Genomic DNA, 17205 nt, shown 5'->3' on the forward strand with positions numbered 1-17205 from the left:
AGGCGCCCTCGGTGTGTGCGCCCGCTCGGGGCTCCGCGGCGTCAGCCGCTCACGCCTCGTCCCAGCTCCCATATCTGGAGCGTGGAGGAGGAGTTGAGCATGTAGGCGGTGCCGGTGATGTTGTCACGTGCGGCGCCGTACTGCTTGCCCTGCCACAGGGGCAGCACGGGCACGTCCTCCGCGACGATGTCCTGGATGTCGTTCAGGTTGCCGACCGCGGAGAGCCGGTCGGCCTGGCGGCGGGACTGCGGGATGAGCTCCTTGCGGATCTCGCTGTTGGCGTACGGCGAGTTGAGGAAGTTGTCCTCGTCCAGGAACGGGGCGAGGAAGTTGTCGGCGTCCGGGTAGTCGGGGAACCAGCCCATGCCGTAGACGTCGAACTTGCCCTTCTTGCCGTCCGGCCGGAAGGTTTCCCAGGCCGCGCCCTTGATGTCGGTGTCGAAGAGGCCGCTGTCGTTGAGCTGCTTGCTGAGCTGCTCGAACTCCGCCTTGGTCGCGGGACCGTAGTGGTCGGTCGTGTAGTGCAGCGTCATCTTCACCGGGGTGGTGACACCGGCCTTCTCCAGCAGCTGGCGGGCCTTGGAGACGTCGGGGTCACCGTACTTGTTGAAGAACGCGTTGGAGTGACCGGTGACGGCCGCGGGGACCAGCGAGTACAGCGGCTCGGCCTGGGAGCCGTAGACCTTGGCGACCAGTTCGCTGCGGTTGATGATCTGGGCCATGGCCTGGCGGACGGCCTTGGTCTCCACGCTGGGGGCTTCGGTGTTGAAGGCCAGGTAGCGGATCTCCAGACCCGGCGACTCGACGAGGTTGATGGCGTCCTCGTTGTCGTCGCTGAGTTCCCGGATCTGCTCCGGCGACATGCTGCGGGTCATGACGTCGATGTCACCGTCCGCGAGCGCCTGGCCCATGGCCTCGGCGCTCTCGAAGCTGTGCATCTCTACCTTGTCGTTGGCCACTTCCAGGGACCCCTTGTAGGAGGGGTTCTTGACGTAGGTGGCGCGGACCAGTTCATCGCCCTCGACCTCGGTCTCGAAGGTGTACGGGCCGGAGCCGTCGACGTCGAAACCTTCGCGCAGCTTGCCCTTGTCGTACTTCTTCTCGCTGAGGATGCCCGCGACCGGGGTCGACAGCTTGTAGGGGAAGGTCGCGTCGGCCGACTTGAGGTGGAAGATCACCTCGCGGTCGCCCTTGGTCTCGACGGTGTCGATCGTGGACAGCAGTGCGAACACACCACTGTCGGACTGGATCGAGAGGGCGCGGTCGATGGAGAACTTCACATCGGCGGCGGTGACGGGCGAGCCGTCCGAGAACTTCAGTCCTTCGCGCAGGGTGCAGCTGTACCGCTCGTTGCCGGTGTCGGTGAAGCCGCAGCTCTCCGCGGCCTCGGGCACCGGCTCACCGTCGCCACGCGGCTGGATCAGCAGGGTCTGCACCGTCTGGCGCAGGATGTTCCAGGTGCCGACGTCGTAGGCGTACGCCGGGTCGACCGGAGCGGGCTCCTCCTCCGAGACGGTGAACCGGTCCGTGGTGCCGACGACGATCGCGTCGCCGCCGCCGCTCCCACCACCGGTGTCGCCACAGCCGGCGAGTACCGGCGCGAGCAGGCCGATCGCGGCCGCCAGCACCAAAGTCTTGCGGTTCATGCTCGAGTTTCTCCAGAGCTGTCGACTCCGTGTATGCGGCATACGGGGTTGTTACTGCCGGCCACGGGGATGGGGGCGATGTTCTCGCGATGAGATTAGTCCGCGCCCGCAGGGAGGGTCGCGGCGACCGGAGTTGAGCCGCCATCACGCAGTGGAACCGGGTGTGAACGCACCGGCGAACGTGGACGGAGCAGGATTGGGGCAGCGTTCCACCAATCGGGACACAAAGGAACGCGAACGACCTCAGAAACGGCGCGGACACCACATGCCGACCCCCCTGCCACCCCCTCAAAAGGTGGTGAACATCACACGATAACCAGGTCGGGTGGTACCGGAATTCATCAGCCGGTAGCGCTCCGAATTCCTTCGGACACACAACCCGCCGACCCGAACGCGGGCCCTGGGGAATTCCGGTCCCGCAGGCCGCTCCACACTGGGTGAACCCCTAGCGCATTTCCGTCATCAGCCCGCGCAGAAAAGTCAGATCGACCGTTTCCAACGACGGTACGACGGTCCGCCGGGCGGCCGGCGTGATGGGGGCCACGGAGGGCACCGCCACGACGTGACAGCCCGCGGCCTCGGCGGCGGCCACACCGGTCGCCGTGTCCTCGACGACGGCGCACCGCACGGGGTCCACGCCGAGACCGAGGGCGGCGGTCAGGTACGGGTCGGGGTGGGGCTTGGTGCGCGGGACCTCGTCACCGGCCACCGACAGCGCGAAGTGGTGGGCGCCCAGCGAGGTCAGTACGCGGTCGATGATGCGCCGGTGCGAGGCGGAGACCAGGGCCGTGGGGACGCCGTGCTCGGACAGTTCGGCGAGCAGCCGGGCGGCACCGGGCATCAGCGGCAGGGCACTGGAGATGCGGTCCTCGAAGCCGTCGTTGAGCAGTACCGTCAGTTCGGCCAGGGGGATGTCGGCCCCGGTCGCCTCGATGAGGAAGCCCGCGCTGCGGGTCATGGGGCCGCCGACCACGACATGGCGCCACGAGTCGTCGAGGGCGTGGCCGAGGGAGGCGAACACCTCGACCTCGACGTCCCACCAGAAGCCCTCGGTGTCGACCAGGGTGCCGTCCATGTCCAGGAGCACGGCCTGCAGGGGGGAGCCTTCGGCCGGGGAGGAGTCGAGGGCCTGGGGGAGAGTGCCGAGCGCGGTAACCGGAACCGTACTGGTCATCCACGTACCTCCTTCAAGGGACGATCAGGCCGGTTCCCACAAGGGGAACCGGCCTGCGGTGGACCGACCAGTGTACGTCGTGCGCGACGCAGCCGCTCATGACGCTCCGCGAGCCCGGGCGAACCGCCGGACGGGGTCAGCGGGCGTTGAAGTACTTGGCCTCCGGGTGGTGGATCACGATGGCGTCCGTGGACTGCTCGGGGTGCAGCTGGAACTCCTCGGACAGGTGGACGCCGATGCGCTCCGGCTGGAGCATCTCCGCGATCTTGGCACGGTCCTCCAGATCGGGGCAGGCGCCGTAGCCGAGGGAGAAGCGGGCACCCCGGTACTTCAGGGCGAACATGTCCTCCATCGCGGCCGGGTCCTCACCGGAGAAGCCGAGCTCGGAGCGCACCCGCGCGTGCCAGTACTCGGCGAGCGCCTCGGCCAGCTGCACGGACAGCCCGTGCAGTTCGAGGTAGTCGCGGTAGGCGTTGGCCTGGAACATCCGCGCGGTCTCCTCGCCGATGCGGGAGCCGACGGTGACGATCTGGAAGCCGACGACATCCGTCTCCCCGGACTCCTCCGGGCGGAAGAAGTCGGCCAGGCACAGGCGCCGGCCGCGGCGCTGGCGCGGGAAGGTGAAGCGGGTGCGTTCGTTGCCCGCCTCGTCCAGGACGATCAGGTCGTCGTCCTTGGAGACGCACGGGAAGTAGCCGTACACGACGGCCGCCTCCAGCAGGTTGTCCGTCTGGAGCCGGTCCAGCAGGCCGCGCAGCCTGGGCCGGCCCTCGGTCTCCACCAGCTCCTCGTACGTCGGCCCGTCACCCGTGCGGGCCTGCTTCAGGCCCCACTGGCCCTTGAACAGGGCGCCCTCGTCGAGCCAGCTCGCGTACTCCTTGAGCTGGATGCCCTTGATCACCCGGGTGCCCCAGAACGGCGGCTCGGGGACCGGGTTGTCGGTGGCGACGTCCGAGCGGACGTGCCCGGCCTCGGGGCGCTCGTCGATCTCCACGGTGGCCGCGCGGACCCGGCGCTGCCGCAGCTCGGGCAGCTTGGCGCCGGGCACACCGCGCTTGATGCCGATGAGGGCGTCCATCAGGCGCAGCCCCTCGAAGGCGTCGCGGGCGTAGCGGACCTCGCCCTGGTAGATCTCGTGCAGGTCCTGCTCGACGTAGGCGCGGGTCAGGGCGGCGCCGCCCAGGATGACCGGGTAGTCGGCGGCCAGTCCGCGCTGGTTGAGCTCCTCCAGGTTCTCCTTCATGATCACCGTGGACTTCACCAGCAGCCCGGACATGCCGATGACGTCGGCCTTGTGCTCGTCGGCGGCGTCCAGGATCGCGGAGACCGGCTGCTTGATGCCGAGGTTGACGACGTTGTAGCCGTTGTTCGACAGGATGATGTCGACCAGGTTCTTGCCGATGTCGTGCACGTCGCCGCGGACCGTGGCCAGCACGATGGTGCCCTTGCCCAGGTCCTCGCCGTCCTCGACCTTCTCCATGTGCGGTTCGAGGTGGGCGACGGCCGTCTTCATCACCTCGGCGGACTGGAGCACGAACGGCAGCTGCATCTGGCCCGAGCCGAACAGCTCGCCGACCACCTTCATGCCGTCCAGCAGGGTGTCGTTGACGATGTCGAGGGCCTTGCGGGTCTCGAGCGCCTGGTCGAGGTCGGTCTCCAGGCCGTTGCGCTCACCGTCGATGATCCGCCGCTTGAGCCGCTCGTCCAGGGGCAGCGCGGCCAGTTCCTCGGCCTTGTCGGCCTTCAGGGACTTGGCGGTGGCTCCCTCGAAGAGCTGCATCAGCTTCTGCAGCGGGTCGTAGCCCTCGCGGCGCCGGTCGTGGATCAGGTCGAGGGCGGTGGTGACCTCCTCCTCGCTGAAGCGGGCGAGGGGCAGGATCTTCGACGCGTGCACGATCGCCGAGTCCAGGCCCGCCTTGACGCACTCGTCGAGGAAGACGGAGTTGAGCAGGATGCGGGCGGCCGGGTTGAGGCCGAAAGAGATGTTCGACAGTCCCAGGGTGGTCTGCACCCTGGGGTGGCGCCGCTTCAGCTCGCGGATGCCCTCGATGGTGGCGCTGCCGTCCTTGCGGGACTCCTCCTGGCCGGTGCAGATGGTGAAGGTGAGGCAGTCGATGAGGATGTCCTCCTCTCGGATGCCCCAGTTGCCGGTCAGGTCCTCGATGAGGCGTTCGGCGATCTCGACCTTCTTCTCGGCGGTGCGGGCCTGGCCCACCTCGTCGATGGTGAGCGCGATCAGCGCGGCACCGTGCTCCTTGGCCAGCTGCGCGACGCGCGCGAAGCGGGACTCGGGGCCGTCGCCGTCCTCGTAGTTGACCGAGTTGATGACCGCCCGGCCGCCGAGCTTCTCCAGGCCGGCCCGGATGACGGGGACCTCGGTGGAGTCCAGCACGATCGGCAGGGTGGAGGCGGTGGCGAACCGGCCGGCCAGTTCCTCCATGTCGGCGACGCCGTCGCGGCCCACGTAGTCCACGCACAGGTCCAGCATGTGCGCGCCCTCGCGGATCTGCTCCCGGGCCATCTCCACGCAGTTTTCCCAGCGGCCCTCGAGCATCGCCTCACGGAACTTCTTCGACCCGTTGGCGTTCGTCCGCTCACCGATCGCCAGGTAGGAGGTGTCCTGACGGAAGGGAACGGTCTGGTAGAGGGATGCCGCACCGGGTTCCGGGCGCGGGTCGCGCTCCGCCGGGGCGAGGCCGTGCACGCGCTCCACGAGCTGCCGCAGGTGCTCGGGCGTCGTACCGCAGCAGCCGCCGACCAGGGACAGGCCGTAGTCGCGGACGAAGTTCTCCTGTGCGTCCGCCAGCTCCCCAGGAGACAGCGGGTACCGCGCGCCGTCCTTGGTGAGTTCCGGCAGACCGGCGTTCGGCATGCACGACAGCGGGATGCGGGAGTGGCGGGCCAGGTAGCGCAGGTGCTCGCTCATCTCGGCCGGGCCGGTCGCGCAGTTCAGCCCGATCATGTCGATGCCCAGCGGTTCCAGCGCGGTGAGCGCGGCGCCGATCTCGGAGCCCAGCAGCATGGTGCCGGTCGTCTCCACCGTGACCGACACGATCAGCGGGACCTCGTGGCCGGCGGTCTCCATCGCGCGGCGGGCGGCGATGACGGAGGCCTTGGTCTGCAGCAGGTCCTGGGTCGTCTCCACCAGCAGCGCGTCCGCGCCGCCCGCGAGCAGGCCCTCGGCGTTCTGCTGGTAGGCGTCCCGGATGGCGGCGAAGGTGGTGTGGCCGAGGGTGGGCAACTTGGTGCCGGGGCCCATCGAGCCCATCACCCAGCGGAGGCGGCCGTCCCGCCCCGTGAACTCGTCCGCCGCCTCGCGGGCGATGCGCGCGCCCGCCTCGGACAGTTCGACGACGCGGTCCGCGATGTCGTACTCACCCAGGGCGGTGAGGTTGGCGCCGAAGGTGTTGGTCTCGACGCAGTCGACACCGGCGTCGAAGTACGCGGAGTGGACCGAACGGACGATGTCCGGGCGGGTCAGGTTCAGGATCTCGTTGCAGCCCTCGAGGTCCTCGAAGTCTTCGAGCGTGGGGTCCTGTGCCTGGAGCATGGTGCCCATCGCTCCGTCGGCGACCACCACTCGGGTGGCGAGCGCCTCTCGGAGAGCGGACACACGGGTCCGGCTGTCGGCGGAAGGGGTCAGCGGCAACGAGGCCATGTACGGGGCTCCCTCAGGTGCGACGGCTGTCGGCTTTGCGGCTGTCCGGAAAGCACCCTGGTGGCGCTCCCGGGCAGGGGCACGCCGCCAGGGTATCGGGGACCGGGTCCCGGTGCTCAGGAGGTCCACAGGCCGGACGAAGATGGCCGGGTTCCGACGCCCCGCGTACGGGTGACGCGGCGGATGGCGGCGGATCATTGGCGGGAGATCGGCATCGAGCGGTAGTGTTCGGCATTGCCGAACAATGGCAGCGACCGCGCGCGACGGTCGAAGGGGACGGAGGCAGCACGGCGATGGCACGGAACATCCAGTCGCTCGAACGGGCGGCGGCGATGCTGCGCCTGCTGGCGGGCGGCGAGCGGCGGCTCGGCCTGTCGGACATCGCCTCGTCCCTGGGCCTCGCCAAGGGCACCGCCCACGGCATCCTGCGCACCCTCCAGCACGAGGGCTTCGTCGAGCAGGACGACGCCTCCGGGCGCTACCAGCTGGGCGCCGAACTGCTGCGCCTGGGCACCACGTACCTCGACGTGCACGAGCTGCGGGCACGCGCCCTGGTCTGGACCGACGACCTGGCCCGCTCCAGCGGTGAGAGCGTCTACCTCGGCGTGCTGCACCAGCAGGGCGTGCTGATCGTGCACCACGTGTTCCGCCCCGACGACAGCCGGCAGGTCCTGGAGATAGGGGCCATGCAGCCACTGCACTCCACGGCCCTGGGCAAGGTGCTGTCGGCTTACGACCCGGTGGCGCACAGCGAGGCCCTGGAGGCCGACCGCAAGGCGTTCACCGACCGCACGGTGTGCGATCCGGACGCCTTCGAGCACATCCTCGACCTCACTCGCGCGCGTGGGTACGCGGCGGACGTCGAGGAGACCTGGGAGGGCGTGGCCTCGATCGCGGCCCCCGTCCACGACCGGCGGCGGATGCCGGTCGGCGCGGTCGGCGTCACGGGCGCGGTGGAGCGGCTGCGGCAGGGCGGCGAGCTGCGTCCGGAGCTGATCGCGGCGGTGCGGGACTGCGCCCGCGCGGTGTCGCGGGACCTGGGCGCCCGGCGGTTCTGAGCGGACCGGGCGAGCACGGGCGGGACGAACACACTCCGACACACTCCGAAGAGCGGGCCGGGACGCCGTACGGCGTTCCGGTCGTCGCCGTACCCGGGGTCGGGCGAATCGGCCGACCCCGGGTACGGCGGCAGATCCGGCAGACCCGGCAGATTCCCCGGCGAAGATCAACGACTCGGCGCAATCGATGCGATCGATAACGATCGCATTTTCGACAACCAGACCCTTGACGTGCGTGCGGGGCGGGGAAAGACTCCCGTCCATCGGTCGGCATTGTCGAACAGCTACCGGCAATACGCGTTAGGGTGTGACAACGCCAAGGGCCGACATCGCTCTCACCCCTGAGGGCGCCGATCCCCGGCGGGACCCGGGGGTCGGCTTCCCTGGACGAAGGACAAAGGAGTCGCGGGTGTCCAGCTCCGACATCTTCATCGGCGAGACCCTCGGTACCGCCGTACTCATCCTGCTCGGCGGCGGCGTCTGCGCCGCCGTGACGTTGAAGGCCTCGAAGGCCCGTAACGCCGGCTGGCTCGCCATCGCCTTCGGGTGGGGCTTCGCCGTCATGACGGCGGTGTACATCGCGGGGCCGCTCTCCGGCGCCCACCTCAACCCGGCCGTGACCCTGGCGCTCGCCATCAAGGACGGCGAGTGGAGCAACGTCCCGGTCTACTTCGCCGGAGAGTTCCTCGGCGCGATGATCGGTGCGGCGCTGGTCTGGGTGGCGTACTACGGACAGTTCCAGGCCCACCTGACCGACCAGGAGATCGTCGGCGGTCCGGGCGCACAGGCCACTGCGGCCAAGGCCGTGGAGGCACAGGAGAAGGGCGCCGGCCCCGTGCTCGGCATCTTCTCCACCGGCCCGGAGATCCGGAACGCGGTGCAGAACCTCGCCACGGAGATCATCGGCACCATGGTGCTGCTGCTCGCCGTGCTCACCCAGGGACTGAACGCCGAGGGCAACGGCCTCGGGGTGCTGGGCGGTCTCATCACGGCGCTCGTGGTGGTCGCCATCGGCCTGTCCCTCGGCGGCCCGACCGGCTACGCGATCAACCCGGCCCGTGACCTCGGTCCGCGCATCGTGCACGCCCTGCTGCCGCTGCCCAACAAAGGCGGCTCCGACTGGTCCTACGCCTGGGTTCCGGTCGTCGGTCCGCTGATCGGCGGCGCCCTCGCGGCAGGCTTCTACAACATCGTCCTCGCCTGACGGCGACCCTGCTGCCGCGCGACCCCGAGTCTCGTGGAAACGCCGTCCGTACAGCCCCGCAATCAAGGAACCCCCAGGAGCACACAGTGACCGACGACCAGACCGCCGGCATCGCCTCCCACGGCCACGGCCCGTTCATCGCCGCCATCGACCAGGGCACGACCTCCTCCCGCTGCATCGTCTTCGACCGCGACGGCCGCATCGTCGCCGTCGACCAGAAGGAACACGAGCAGATCTTCCCCAAGCCGGGCTGGGTCGAACACGACGCCACCGAGATCTGGACCAACGTCCAGGAGGTCGTCGCCGGTGCCATCGAGAAGGCCGGCATCACCCGGGACGACATCAAGGCCATCGGCATCACCAACCAGCGCGAGACCACCGTCCTGTGGGACAGGAACACCGGTGAGCCCGTCCACAACGCCATCGTCTGGCAGGACACCCGCACCGACGCCCTGTGCCGCGAACTCGGCCGCAACGTCGGCCAGGACCGTTTCCGCCGCGAGACCGGGCTCCCCCTCGCCTCCTACTTCGCCGGCCCCAAGGCCCGCTGGCTGCTCGACAACGTCGACGGGCTCAAGGAGCGCGCCGAGGCGGGCGACATCCTCTTCGGCACCATGGACACCTGGGTCATCTGGAACCTGACCGGTGGTACGGACGGCGGCCACCACGTCACCGACGTCACCAACGCGTCCCGCACGATGCTGATGAACCTGCACACCATGCAGTGGGACGAGCGGATCGCCGAGTCCATCGGCGTCCCGACGGCGATGCTGCCCGAGATCCGCTCCTCCTCCGAGGTCTACGGCGAGATCAAGGGCGGCAGTCTGGGCGACCTGCTCGGCGGCATCCCGGTCGCCTCCGCGCTCGGCGACCAACAGGCCGCCCTGTTCGGCCAGACCTGTTTCGCCGAGGGCGAGGCCAAGTCGACGTACGGCACCGGCACCTTCATGGTGATGAACACCGGTGACAAGATCATCAACTCCTACAGCGGCCTGCTGACCACCGTCGGCTACCAGATCGGCGGCCAGAAGCCGGTCTACGCGCTGGAGGGCTCCATCGCGGTCACCGGTGCGCTGGTGCAGTGGATGCGCGACCAGATGGGCCTGATCTCCACCGCCGCCGAGATCGAGACGCTCGCGCTCTCGGTCGAGGACAACGGCGGCGCCTACTTCGTGCCGGCCTTCTCCGGTCTGTTCGCCCCCTACTGGCGCTCCGACGCCCGCGGTGTGATCGCCGGCCTGACCCGGTACGTCACCAAGGCGCATCTCGCGCGCGCCGTCCTGGAGGCCACCGCCTGGCAGACCCGGGAGATCGCCGACGCCATGACGAAGGACTCCGGCGTCGAGCTGACCGCCCTCAAGGTCGACGGCGGCATGACCTCCAACAACCTGCTGATGCAGACCCTCTCGGACTTCCTGGACGCGCCCGTGGTGCGTCCCATGGTCGCCGAGACCACCTGCCTCGGCGCCGCCTACGCCGCCGGCCTCGCCGTCGGCTTCTGGAACAGCACCGACGACCTGCGCGCCAACTGGCGACGGGCCGCCGAGTGGACCCCCCGCATGGACGCGGAGATCCGCGACCGTGAGTACAAGAGCTGGCTCAAGGCCGTCGAGCGGACCATGGGCTGGCTCGGCGACGAAGACTGACACAGCCCGACGAGGAGCAAGAACCCGACATGACCACTCAGTCCACCCTGCAGTCCGTGCCTGCCCTGGGGACGCGCCCGGCCTCCCGCTCGAACCCGAGCCGGGCCGAGACCCGGGAGCGGCTCGCCAAGGCGTCGTACGACCTTCTCGTGATCGGCGGCGGCATCCTGGGCATCTCCACCGCCTGGCACGCCGCGCAGTCCGGCCTCAGGGTGGCACTGGTGGACGCCGGGGACTTCGCCGGCGCCACCTCCTCCGCCTCCTCCAAGCTCCTCCACGGCGGTCTGCGCTATCTGCAGACCGGCGCGGTGAAGCTGGTGGCGGAGAACCACTTCGAGCGCCGTGCGGTCTCCCGCCAGGTGGCCCCCCACCTGGCGAACCCGCTCACGTTCTACCTCCCCGTGTACAAGGGCGGGCCGCACGGCGCGGCGAAGCTCGGCGCCGGTGTCCTCGCGTACTCGGCGCTCTCGGCGTTCGGCGACGGCGTCGGCCACCTGCTCTCCCCCGCCAAGGCCGCGCGGGACGTGCCGGAGCTGCGCACCGAGAACCTCAAGGCCGTGGCCGTGTACGGCGACGACCAGATGAACGACGCGCGGATGGCGTTGATGACGGTCCGCGCGGCGGCCGATTCGGGCGCGGTCGTCCTCAACCATTCCGAGGTGACCGGTCTGCGGTTCACCCGGGGCCGGGTGACCGGCGCCGAACTGCGCGACCGGCTGTCGGGCGAGGAGTTCGGCGTCGACGCCCGCCTCGTGCTGAACGCGACCGGCCCGTGGGTCGACCACCTGCGCCGGATGGAGGACCCGAACGCGGCACCGTCCATCCGGCTGTCGAAGGGCGCGCACCTGGTCCTGAAGCGGACCTCCCCGTGGAAGGCCGCCCTGGCCACGCCGATCGACAAGTACCGCATCACCTTCGCCCTCCCCTGGGAGGACATGCTGCTGCTCGGCACGACCGACGAGGAGTTCGAGGGCGACCCGGCGGATGTCGCGGTCACCGAGAAGGACACCGCCCAGATACTCGACGAGGCCGCGTTCTCCATCCGCGACCAGCAGCTGGACCGCGATCTGATCACGTACTCGTTCGCGGGCCTGAGGGTGCTGCCGGGCGGCCCCGGGGACACGTCGAAGGCCAAGCGGGAGACGGTCGTCAGCGAGGGCCGCGGCGGGATGCTGTCCGTCGCGGGCGGCAAGTGGACCACCTTCCGTCACATCGGCCGTACGGTGATGCGCAAGCTCCAGGAGCTGCCGGGCCACCCGCTGGGCGACGACTTCGAGCCGGTCGCCTCGCTGCCGAGGAAGCTGCCGCTGCCCGGGGTGGCCAATCCGCGCGCGGTCGCCCACCGGCTGCTGGTCGACCACCCGGCGCCCGGCCCGCGGATGGCGGCGGACACCGCCCGGCACCTGGCGACCCACTACGGTTCGCTGGCCTTCGACATCGCCCGGCTGGCCAACGACGACCCGCGGCTGGCCCGGCGCGTCCATCCGGACGCTCCGGAGATCTGGGCTCAGGTCGTCTGGGCCCGGGACCACGAGTGGGCCGAGACGACGGACGACGTGCTCCGCCGCCGCACGACCCTGACCATCCGGGGGCTGGCCACGGACGAGGTCCGCGCCGGGGTCCAGGACCTGCTCGACGAGAAGTAGGGGGCAGGGTGCGGGCACCGGCTCCCCGTACGGGAGCCGGTGCCGGGAAGGGGCGACTCCGCGCCGACGGAGCCGCCCCTTCCGCCTGCGCCCCGCGTCCGGCGGCTCCCTCGCCGCCGCTCCGACCCCCACCGGGCGGTCCCGGCGGTCCTGCGGGGCCAGGGCACGGAAGCCGGGACACGGAAGCCCTGAGACGGGGCCAGGGCACGGAAGCCGGGACACAGAAGCCCTGAGACGGGGCCGGGACACGGAAGCGGCGCGGTCGTGGGCGGCCCCGTCCGCATCGCGAGCGCGGAGCAGTGGCAGCGGTCCGCTCCCCGGCACCCGAGCGTCCGCACCGTGAGCCGCTCGCGTTCCCCAACGGCTCCACCCCTGCGGGGTGTTTCCGGGTGCCTCCCGGGGCAGTGTTCGGTCATTCCCCCTGCGAGGGGGCTGCGTACGCCCCCTTGGCACGCCGTAAGGTTGGTGCGTACGCGAGGGCACGTCGGAAGGAGGCGCTGGGTGATCGAGCTCGAGGGGGTTCCCGAGCTGATCGACCCGGTCATGGTGGCCGCGTTCGAGGGCTGGAACGACGCCGGCGACGCCGCCTCCACCGCGGTCGCGCATCTGGACAGGGAATGGAAGGGCGAGGTGTTCGCGGCGCTGGACGCCGAGGACTACTACGACTTCCAGGTGAACCGGCCCACGGTGTTCATGGACGGCGGGGTCCGCAAGGTCACCTGGCCGACGACGCGGTTGTCGGTGGTCCGGGTCGGCGGCGACAAGCCACGCGATCTGGTGCTGGTCCGCGGTATCGAACCGTCCATGCGCTGGCGCTCGTTCTGCAACGAACTGCTGGGGTTCGCCCATGAACTCGGGGTGGAGATGGTGGTCGTCCTGGGCGCCCTGCTCGGTGACACCCCGCACACCCGTCCGGTCCCGATCAGCGGGACCACGTCCGATCCGGACCTGGCCCGCCGTATGGATCTGGAGGAGACCAAGTACGAGGGCCCCACGGGGATCGTCGGCATCCTCCAGGAGGCGTGCACCCATGCCGGTGTCCCCGCGGTCTCGCTGTGGGCGGCGGTCCCGCACTACGTGTCGCAGCCGCCCAACCCCAAGGCGACGCTGGCCCTCCTGAACCGGCTCGAGGACCTGATCGACGTGCGTATCCCGCTGGGCGAACTGTCCGAGGACGCGCGCGCCTGGCAGGTGGGAGTGGACCAACTGGCCGCCGAGGACAGCGAGGTCGCCGAGTACGTCCAGTCACTGGAGGAGGCCCGGGACACCGCCGAGCTGCCGGAGGCGTCGGGCGAGGCGATCGCCCGCGAGTTCGAGCGCTATCTGCGCCGCCGTGACGGTGGGTCCGGCCCGCCGCAGCCCGGTGGGCACGCCACTGCCGACGGCTCGGACGGCCCGTCGTTCCGGCGGGAGGGCCCGGGCAGCCGGCCCCGCCCGCCGAAGCCGGACGCGGACGGCCAGGATTCCCCGGAGGACTGACCGGAACGAGGGGGGCGCCCCGTCCATGGACGGGGCGCCCCCCTCGACCGTTCGCGCCTGTGGTGGTGTGCCGGCGGCTACAGTGCCACGCCGAGCAGGGCGTCCACCGCGCGGGAGACGATGCCGGGCGCGCCCGCGTCCGTGCCGCCGTTCTGCTCCTGGGCCACGGCCCAGCGGTCGACGGCGGCCAGGGCTGCCGGGGCGTCCAGGTCGTTGGACAGGGCCTCGCGGATCTCCTCCACGAGCGCCTCGGCGGGCGGGCCGTCGGGGCGGGAGACGGCGGCCCGCCAGTGTCCGAGCCGGGTCCCGGCATCCAGGAGGACCTGGTCCGTCCATTCCCAGTCGGCGCGGTAGTGGTGGGCGAGCAGCGCCAGCCGGATCGCCGCCGGGTCCACGCCGTCGCGCCGCAGTCGGGACACGAAGACCAGGTTGCCCTTGGACTTGGACATCTTCTCGCCGTGCAGGGCGACCATTCCGGCGTGGACGTACGCCTTGGCCATGGGGAACTCCCCGGTGAGCACCTGGGCGTGCGAGGCGCCCATCTCGTGGTGCGGGAAGACCAGGTCGGAACCGCCGCCCTGGACGTCGAAGCCCATGCCCAGATGGTCGAGGGCGATGGCCACACACTCGATGTGCCAGCCGGGTCGGCCCCTGCCGAGCGACCCGCCGTCCCAGCTGGGTTCGCCCTCGCGGGCGGCCATCCAGAGCATCGGGTCGAGGGGGTTCTTCTTGCCCGGACGGTCCGGGTCGCCGCCGCGTTCGGCGGACAGCAGCCGCATGGCGGCCGCGTCGAGGTTCGAGACCCGACCGAAGTTCGGGTCGGACTCCACGGAGAAGTAGACGTCGCCCTCGAGTTCGTACGCCGCGCCGAGGTCGCGCAGTCGTTCGACGAGCGGGACGATGCCGGGTATCGCCTCCACCGCGCCTATGTACTGCTGCGGCGGCAGCATCCGCAGGGCCGTCATGTCCTCGCGGAAGAGCCGGGTCTCCTGCTCGGCGAGCGCGGCCCAGTCGACGCCGTCCCGCTCGGCCCGCTCCAGCAGCGGGTCGTCGATGTCGGTGACGTTCTGGACGTAATGAACCTGCCGCTTGGTGTCGAGCCACACGCGCTGCACGAGGTCGAACGCGTTGTACGTCGCGGCGTGTCCGATGTGGGTGGCGTCGTACGGGGTGATGCCGCAGACGTAGATACGGGCGACGGGGCCGGGGTCGAGCGGGGTCAGGCCCCCGGTCGCGGTGTCGTGGATCCTCAGGTCGCGCCCCTGACCGGGAAGGGCGGGGACCTCGGAAGCGGGCCAGGCATGCATCCCATGAGCGTAACCGGACCGCGGTCCCCAATACGAACCGGAGCAGCTCGGACGACCGGGAAGGCACTCTTGCGCACCACCGCCGGACGTGCTCCGTCGCGCGGGAGCCGCGTGCCGGCGCTCGGGTCAGACGGGTGGCCAGGGAATCGCCGGCCACCGGCCGCCGGGCTGCGGATGGGTGCCGGAGGCGAGCAGGGACGCCACCCGCGCGCGTGTCGCGTCGATCTCCGCGCGGGTGATCAGCGGGGCCAGCGAGGCGGCCAGCGCGCCGCCTTCGGCGAGTGCCTTCCCGAGGACCTCGAGGACGTCGTGCGCCTCCTCGGTCAGCGGTTCCCCCGCCCAGCCCCACAGCAGGGTGCGCAGCTTGTCCTCGGCGTTGAAGGTGACCCCGTGGTCGATGCCGTAGAGCCGGCCGTCCCGCGTGGGCAGCAGGTGCCCGCCCTTGCGGTCGGCGTTGTTGATCACCGCGTCGAGCACGGCCAGCCGCCGCAGCCGTACGTCGTCGGCGTGCACGAGCAGCGCGGTGCGTCCCTCGCCCACCTCGGCGAACCCGACCGCCTTCCAGCCGGGTCCGGGCTCCTCCCGGTCCACCAGCGCGAGCAGTTCCGCCTCCGGCGTGGCGTCGATCCACAGCTGGCACATGCCCTCGCCGTGCGGCCCGTCCCGCAGCACGGTGGGCGGCACCAGCCCCCAGCCGGTCGCCTCGGAGACCTGGTACGCCGCAACCTCGCGCCCGGCGAGCGTCCCGTCGGGGAAGTCCCACAGGGGACGCTCCCCCGCGACGGGCTTGTAGACGCAGGCGGCCTCGCGGCCCTCGTGGGTCACGGTGCAGTACAGCGCCGCGTTCGACGCCTCACGGATGCGTCCGCGCACGGTCAGCTCGCCCTCGGCGAGCAGCACCGCGGCGGCGGGGTCGACGGTGGTCACGCCCCGCGGCGGTATCCGTTCTGGCGCGGACATACGTGTCCTTCCGGGTCGAGGGGGAGGCTGCACAGCGGGCACGGCGGCCGTCCCGCGTTGACGACGTCGAGGGCGCGCTTGGCGAAGGCACGGGCCTGGACCCCGGTGAGCCGGACCCGGAGCATCGGGGGCCCGTTCTCCTCGTCCTGGAGCAGCCTCTCCTCCGCCTCGGCGAGATCCTCCTCGGACTCGGCGTCCAGCTCGACGAGTGCCTGCGCCTCGACGATCATGCACTCCTCCTCGCCGTCCCAGGCGAGGGCCATGGTGCCGACACGGAACTCCTCCTCCACCGGAGCGTCCAGCGGGGCGGTGTCGGCGATCTCGGCCGGTGCCACGGCGGGCACCGCGGCGCTGCCCCCGCTACGGCGTACGACCTCGTCGAGCAGTTCGTCCATGCGCTCGGCGAGCGCGGCGACCTGGGTCTTCTCCAGAGCCACGCTGGTCACCCGGGAGCCGGCTGAGGCCTGGAGGAAGAACGTACGGCGCCCTGGCAGTCCGACCGTACCGGCCACGAAACGTTCCGGTTGGTCGTAGAGGAACACCTGACGGGACACGTCCTGTCTCCATTGAGAGTTGTGGGTACGGGTATCAGTTGACCCGGCTGACACGGCTGACACGGTGCTGCTGCGACCGCTTCACCCTACTGCGGCGGACGATCACGGTGCGCCCGCACCGCCCCCGACCGGGGCGTCGTCGGCGGGCGGTTCCTCGCGCGGCACCAGGGAGGCGAAGTCACCGGTGTCGCCGAGCCGGACGAGGTAGGGGCGCAGCCTTGTGTACCGGATCGCGGTGATGGAACACGGATCGACGGAGATCCGCTGAAAGAGGTCGAGATGAAGTCCGAGCGCGTCCGCGACGAGGGACTTGATGATGTCCCCGTGCGAGCACATGAGGTACACGGCGTCGGGGCCGTGATCGCGTTCCACTCGCGCGTTCCACTCGCGCACCGCCTCGGCGGCGCGTGTCTGCATGGCGCGCATGGACTCCCCGCCGGGGAAGGCGGCCGCCGACGGATGGGCCTGCACCACCTCCATGAGGGGCTCGTCCTTCAGTTCGGCGAGCTTGCGGCCGGTCCAGTCGCCGTAGTGGCACTCCCCGATGCGTTCGTCGGTGTGGACGGTGAGGCCGGGCCGGGCCCTCAGCAGCGGCTGGATCGTCTCCTGGCAGCGCTGGAGAGGGCTGGCGACGATCTCGGAGAGGGGCAGTTCGGCGAGCCGTCCGGGCAGCGCGGCGGCCTGCGCGGCCCCGCGTTCGTCCAGGGCGACGCCGGGCGACCAGCCTGCGAGCAGTCCCTCGGTGTTGGCGGTGGACCGTCCGTGCCGGACCAGGAGCAATGTGGGCATGCGGACCAGGGTAGGCGCACGCACGTGTGTGCCGTCAGGTGCTGTGCCGGGGGTACCGGCGGTTGTGCTGCCGGTGTGCCGGCC

The 17205-nt window shown here is 70.6% G+C and carries 12 protein-coding genes; 5 read left to right on the top strand and 7 right to left on the bottom strand.

What is annotated here, in order from left to right:
* Window positions 1–41 precede the first annotated feature (41 nt).
* The 3 genes from ACVW19_RS05955 to metH all read right to left on the bottom strand — a co-directional run bounded on the left by ACVW19_RS05955 (window position 42) and on the right by metH (window position 6478).
* The gene (locus tag ACVW19_RS05955; protein WP_457457260.1) at window positions 42–1646 is read right to left on the bottom strand and encodes an ABC transporter substrate-binding protein; all 1605 of its coding nucleotides are present in this window, start codon (window positions 1644–1646) and stop codon (window positions 42–44) included.
* 445 nt (window positions 1647–2091) lie between these two features.
* Window positions 2092–2820: an HAD family hydrolase gene (locus tag ACVW19_RS05960; protein WP_457457262.1), complete on the bottom strand. Its 729-nt coding sequence runs from the start codon at window positions 2818–2820 to the stop codon at window positions 2092–2094.
* Window positions 2821–2956: 136 nt separating this feature from the next.
* A complete protein-coding gene (gene metH / locus ACVW19_RS05965; RefSeq protein WP_457457264.1) occupies window positions 2957–6478 on the bottom strand; it encodes a methionine synthase in 3522 nt (1173 codons plus the stop codon).
* A gap of 293 nt (window positions 6479–6771) precedes the next feature.
* Between metH and ACVW19_RS05970 the strand changes: the two genes are divergently transcribed.
* From ACVW19_RS05970 to ACVW19_RS05990, 5 genes are all read left to right on the top strand, one after another.
* Window positions 6772–7536, top strand: coding sequence for an IclR family transcriptional regulator (locus ACVW19_RS05970; protein WP_457457266.1), 765 nt, complete (start codon window positions 6772–6774; stop codon window positions 7534–7536).
* A gap of 409 nt (window positions 7537–7945) precedes the next feature.
* A complete protein-coding gene (locus tag ACVW19_RS05975) occupies window positions 7946–8740 on the top strand; it encodes an MIP/aquaporin family protein (RefSeq protein ID WP_457457268.1) in 795 nt (264 codons plus the stop codon).
* Between the two features lie 110 nt (window positions 8741–8850).
* Window positions 8851–10386 (top strand): glycerol kinase GlpK, encoded by a 1536-nt coding sequence (gene glpK / locus ACVW19_RS05980; RefSeq protein WP_457464458.1) that lies wholly within the window; start codon window positions 8851–8853, stop codon window positions 10384–10386.
* A 29-nt stretch (window positions 10387–10415) separates the two neighbouring features.
* A complete protein-coding gene (locus tag ACVW19_RS05985; RefSeq protein WP_457457269.1) occupies window positions 10416–12032 on the top strand; it encodes an FAD-dependent oxidoreductase in 1617 nt (538 codons plus the stop codon).
* 501 nt (window positions 12033–12533) lie between these two features.
* Window positions 12534–13511 carry a PAC2 family protein gene (locus ACVW19_RS05990; protein WP_457457270.1) on the top strand — a complete coding sequence of 326 codons (978 nt, stop codon included), beginning with the start codon at window positions 12534–12536 and terminating at the stop codon, window positions 13509–13511.
* Between the two features lie 77 nt (window positions 13512–13588).
* Here the strand turns inward: ACVW19_RS05990 and mshC are convergent, their stop codons facing one another.
* The 4 genes from mshC to ACVW19_RS06010 form a co-directional block, all read right to left on the bottom strand.
* Complete coding sequence (mshC, locus tag ACVW19_RS05995) at window positions 13589–14818, bottom strand: cysteine--1-D-myo-inosityl 2-amino-2-deoxy-alpha-D-glucopyranoside ligase (RefSeq protein WP_457457272.1); 1230 nt, start codon at window positions 14816–14818, stop codon at window positions 13589–13591.
* A gap of 126 nt (window positions 14819–14944) precedes the next feature.
* Window positions 14945–15778 (bottom strand): SCO1664 family protein, encoded by an 834-nt coding sequence (locus ACVW19_RS06000; protein WP_457457274.1) that lies wholly within the window; start codon window positions 15776–15778, stop codon window positions 14945–14947.
* Window positions 15742–16332 carry a DUF3090 domain-containing protein gene (locus tag ACVW19_RS06005; protein WP_202279078.1) on the bottom strand — a complete coding sequence of 197 codons (591 nt, stop codon included), beginning with the start codon at window positions 16330–16332 and terminating at the stop codon, window positions 15742–15744. The genes ACVW19_RS06000 and ACVW19_RS06005 overlap by 37 nt, the downstream gene beginning before the upstream one ends.
* 102 nt (window positions 16333–16434) lie before the next feature.
* Window positions 16435–17121 carry a histidine phosphatase family protein gene (locus ACVW19_RS06010; protein ID WP_457457276.1) on the bottom strand — a complete coding sequence of 229 codons (687 nt, stop codon included), beginning with the start codon at window positions 17119–17121 and terminating at the stop codon, window positions 16435–16437.
* Window positions 17122–17205: the final 84 nt, after the last annotated feature.

Source organism: Streptomyces sp. TE5632, from assembly GCF_054061295.1.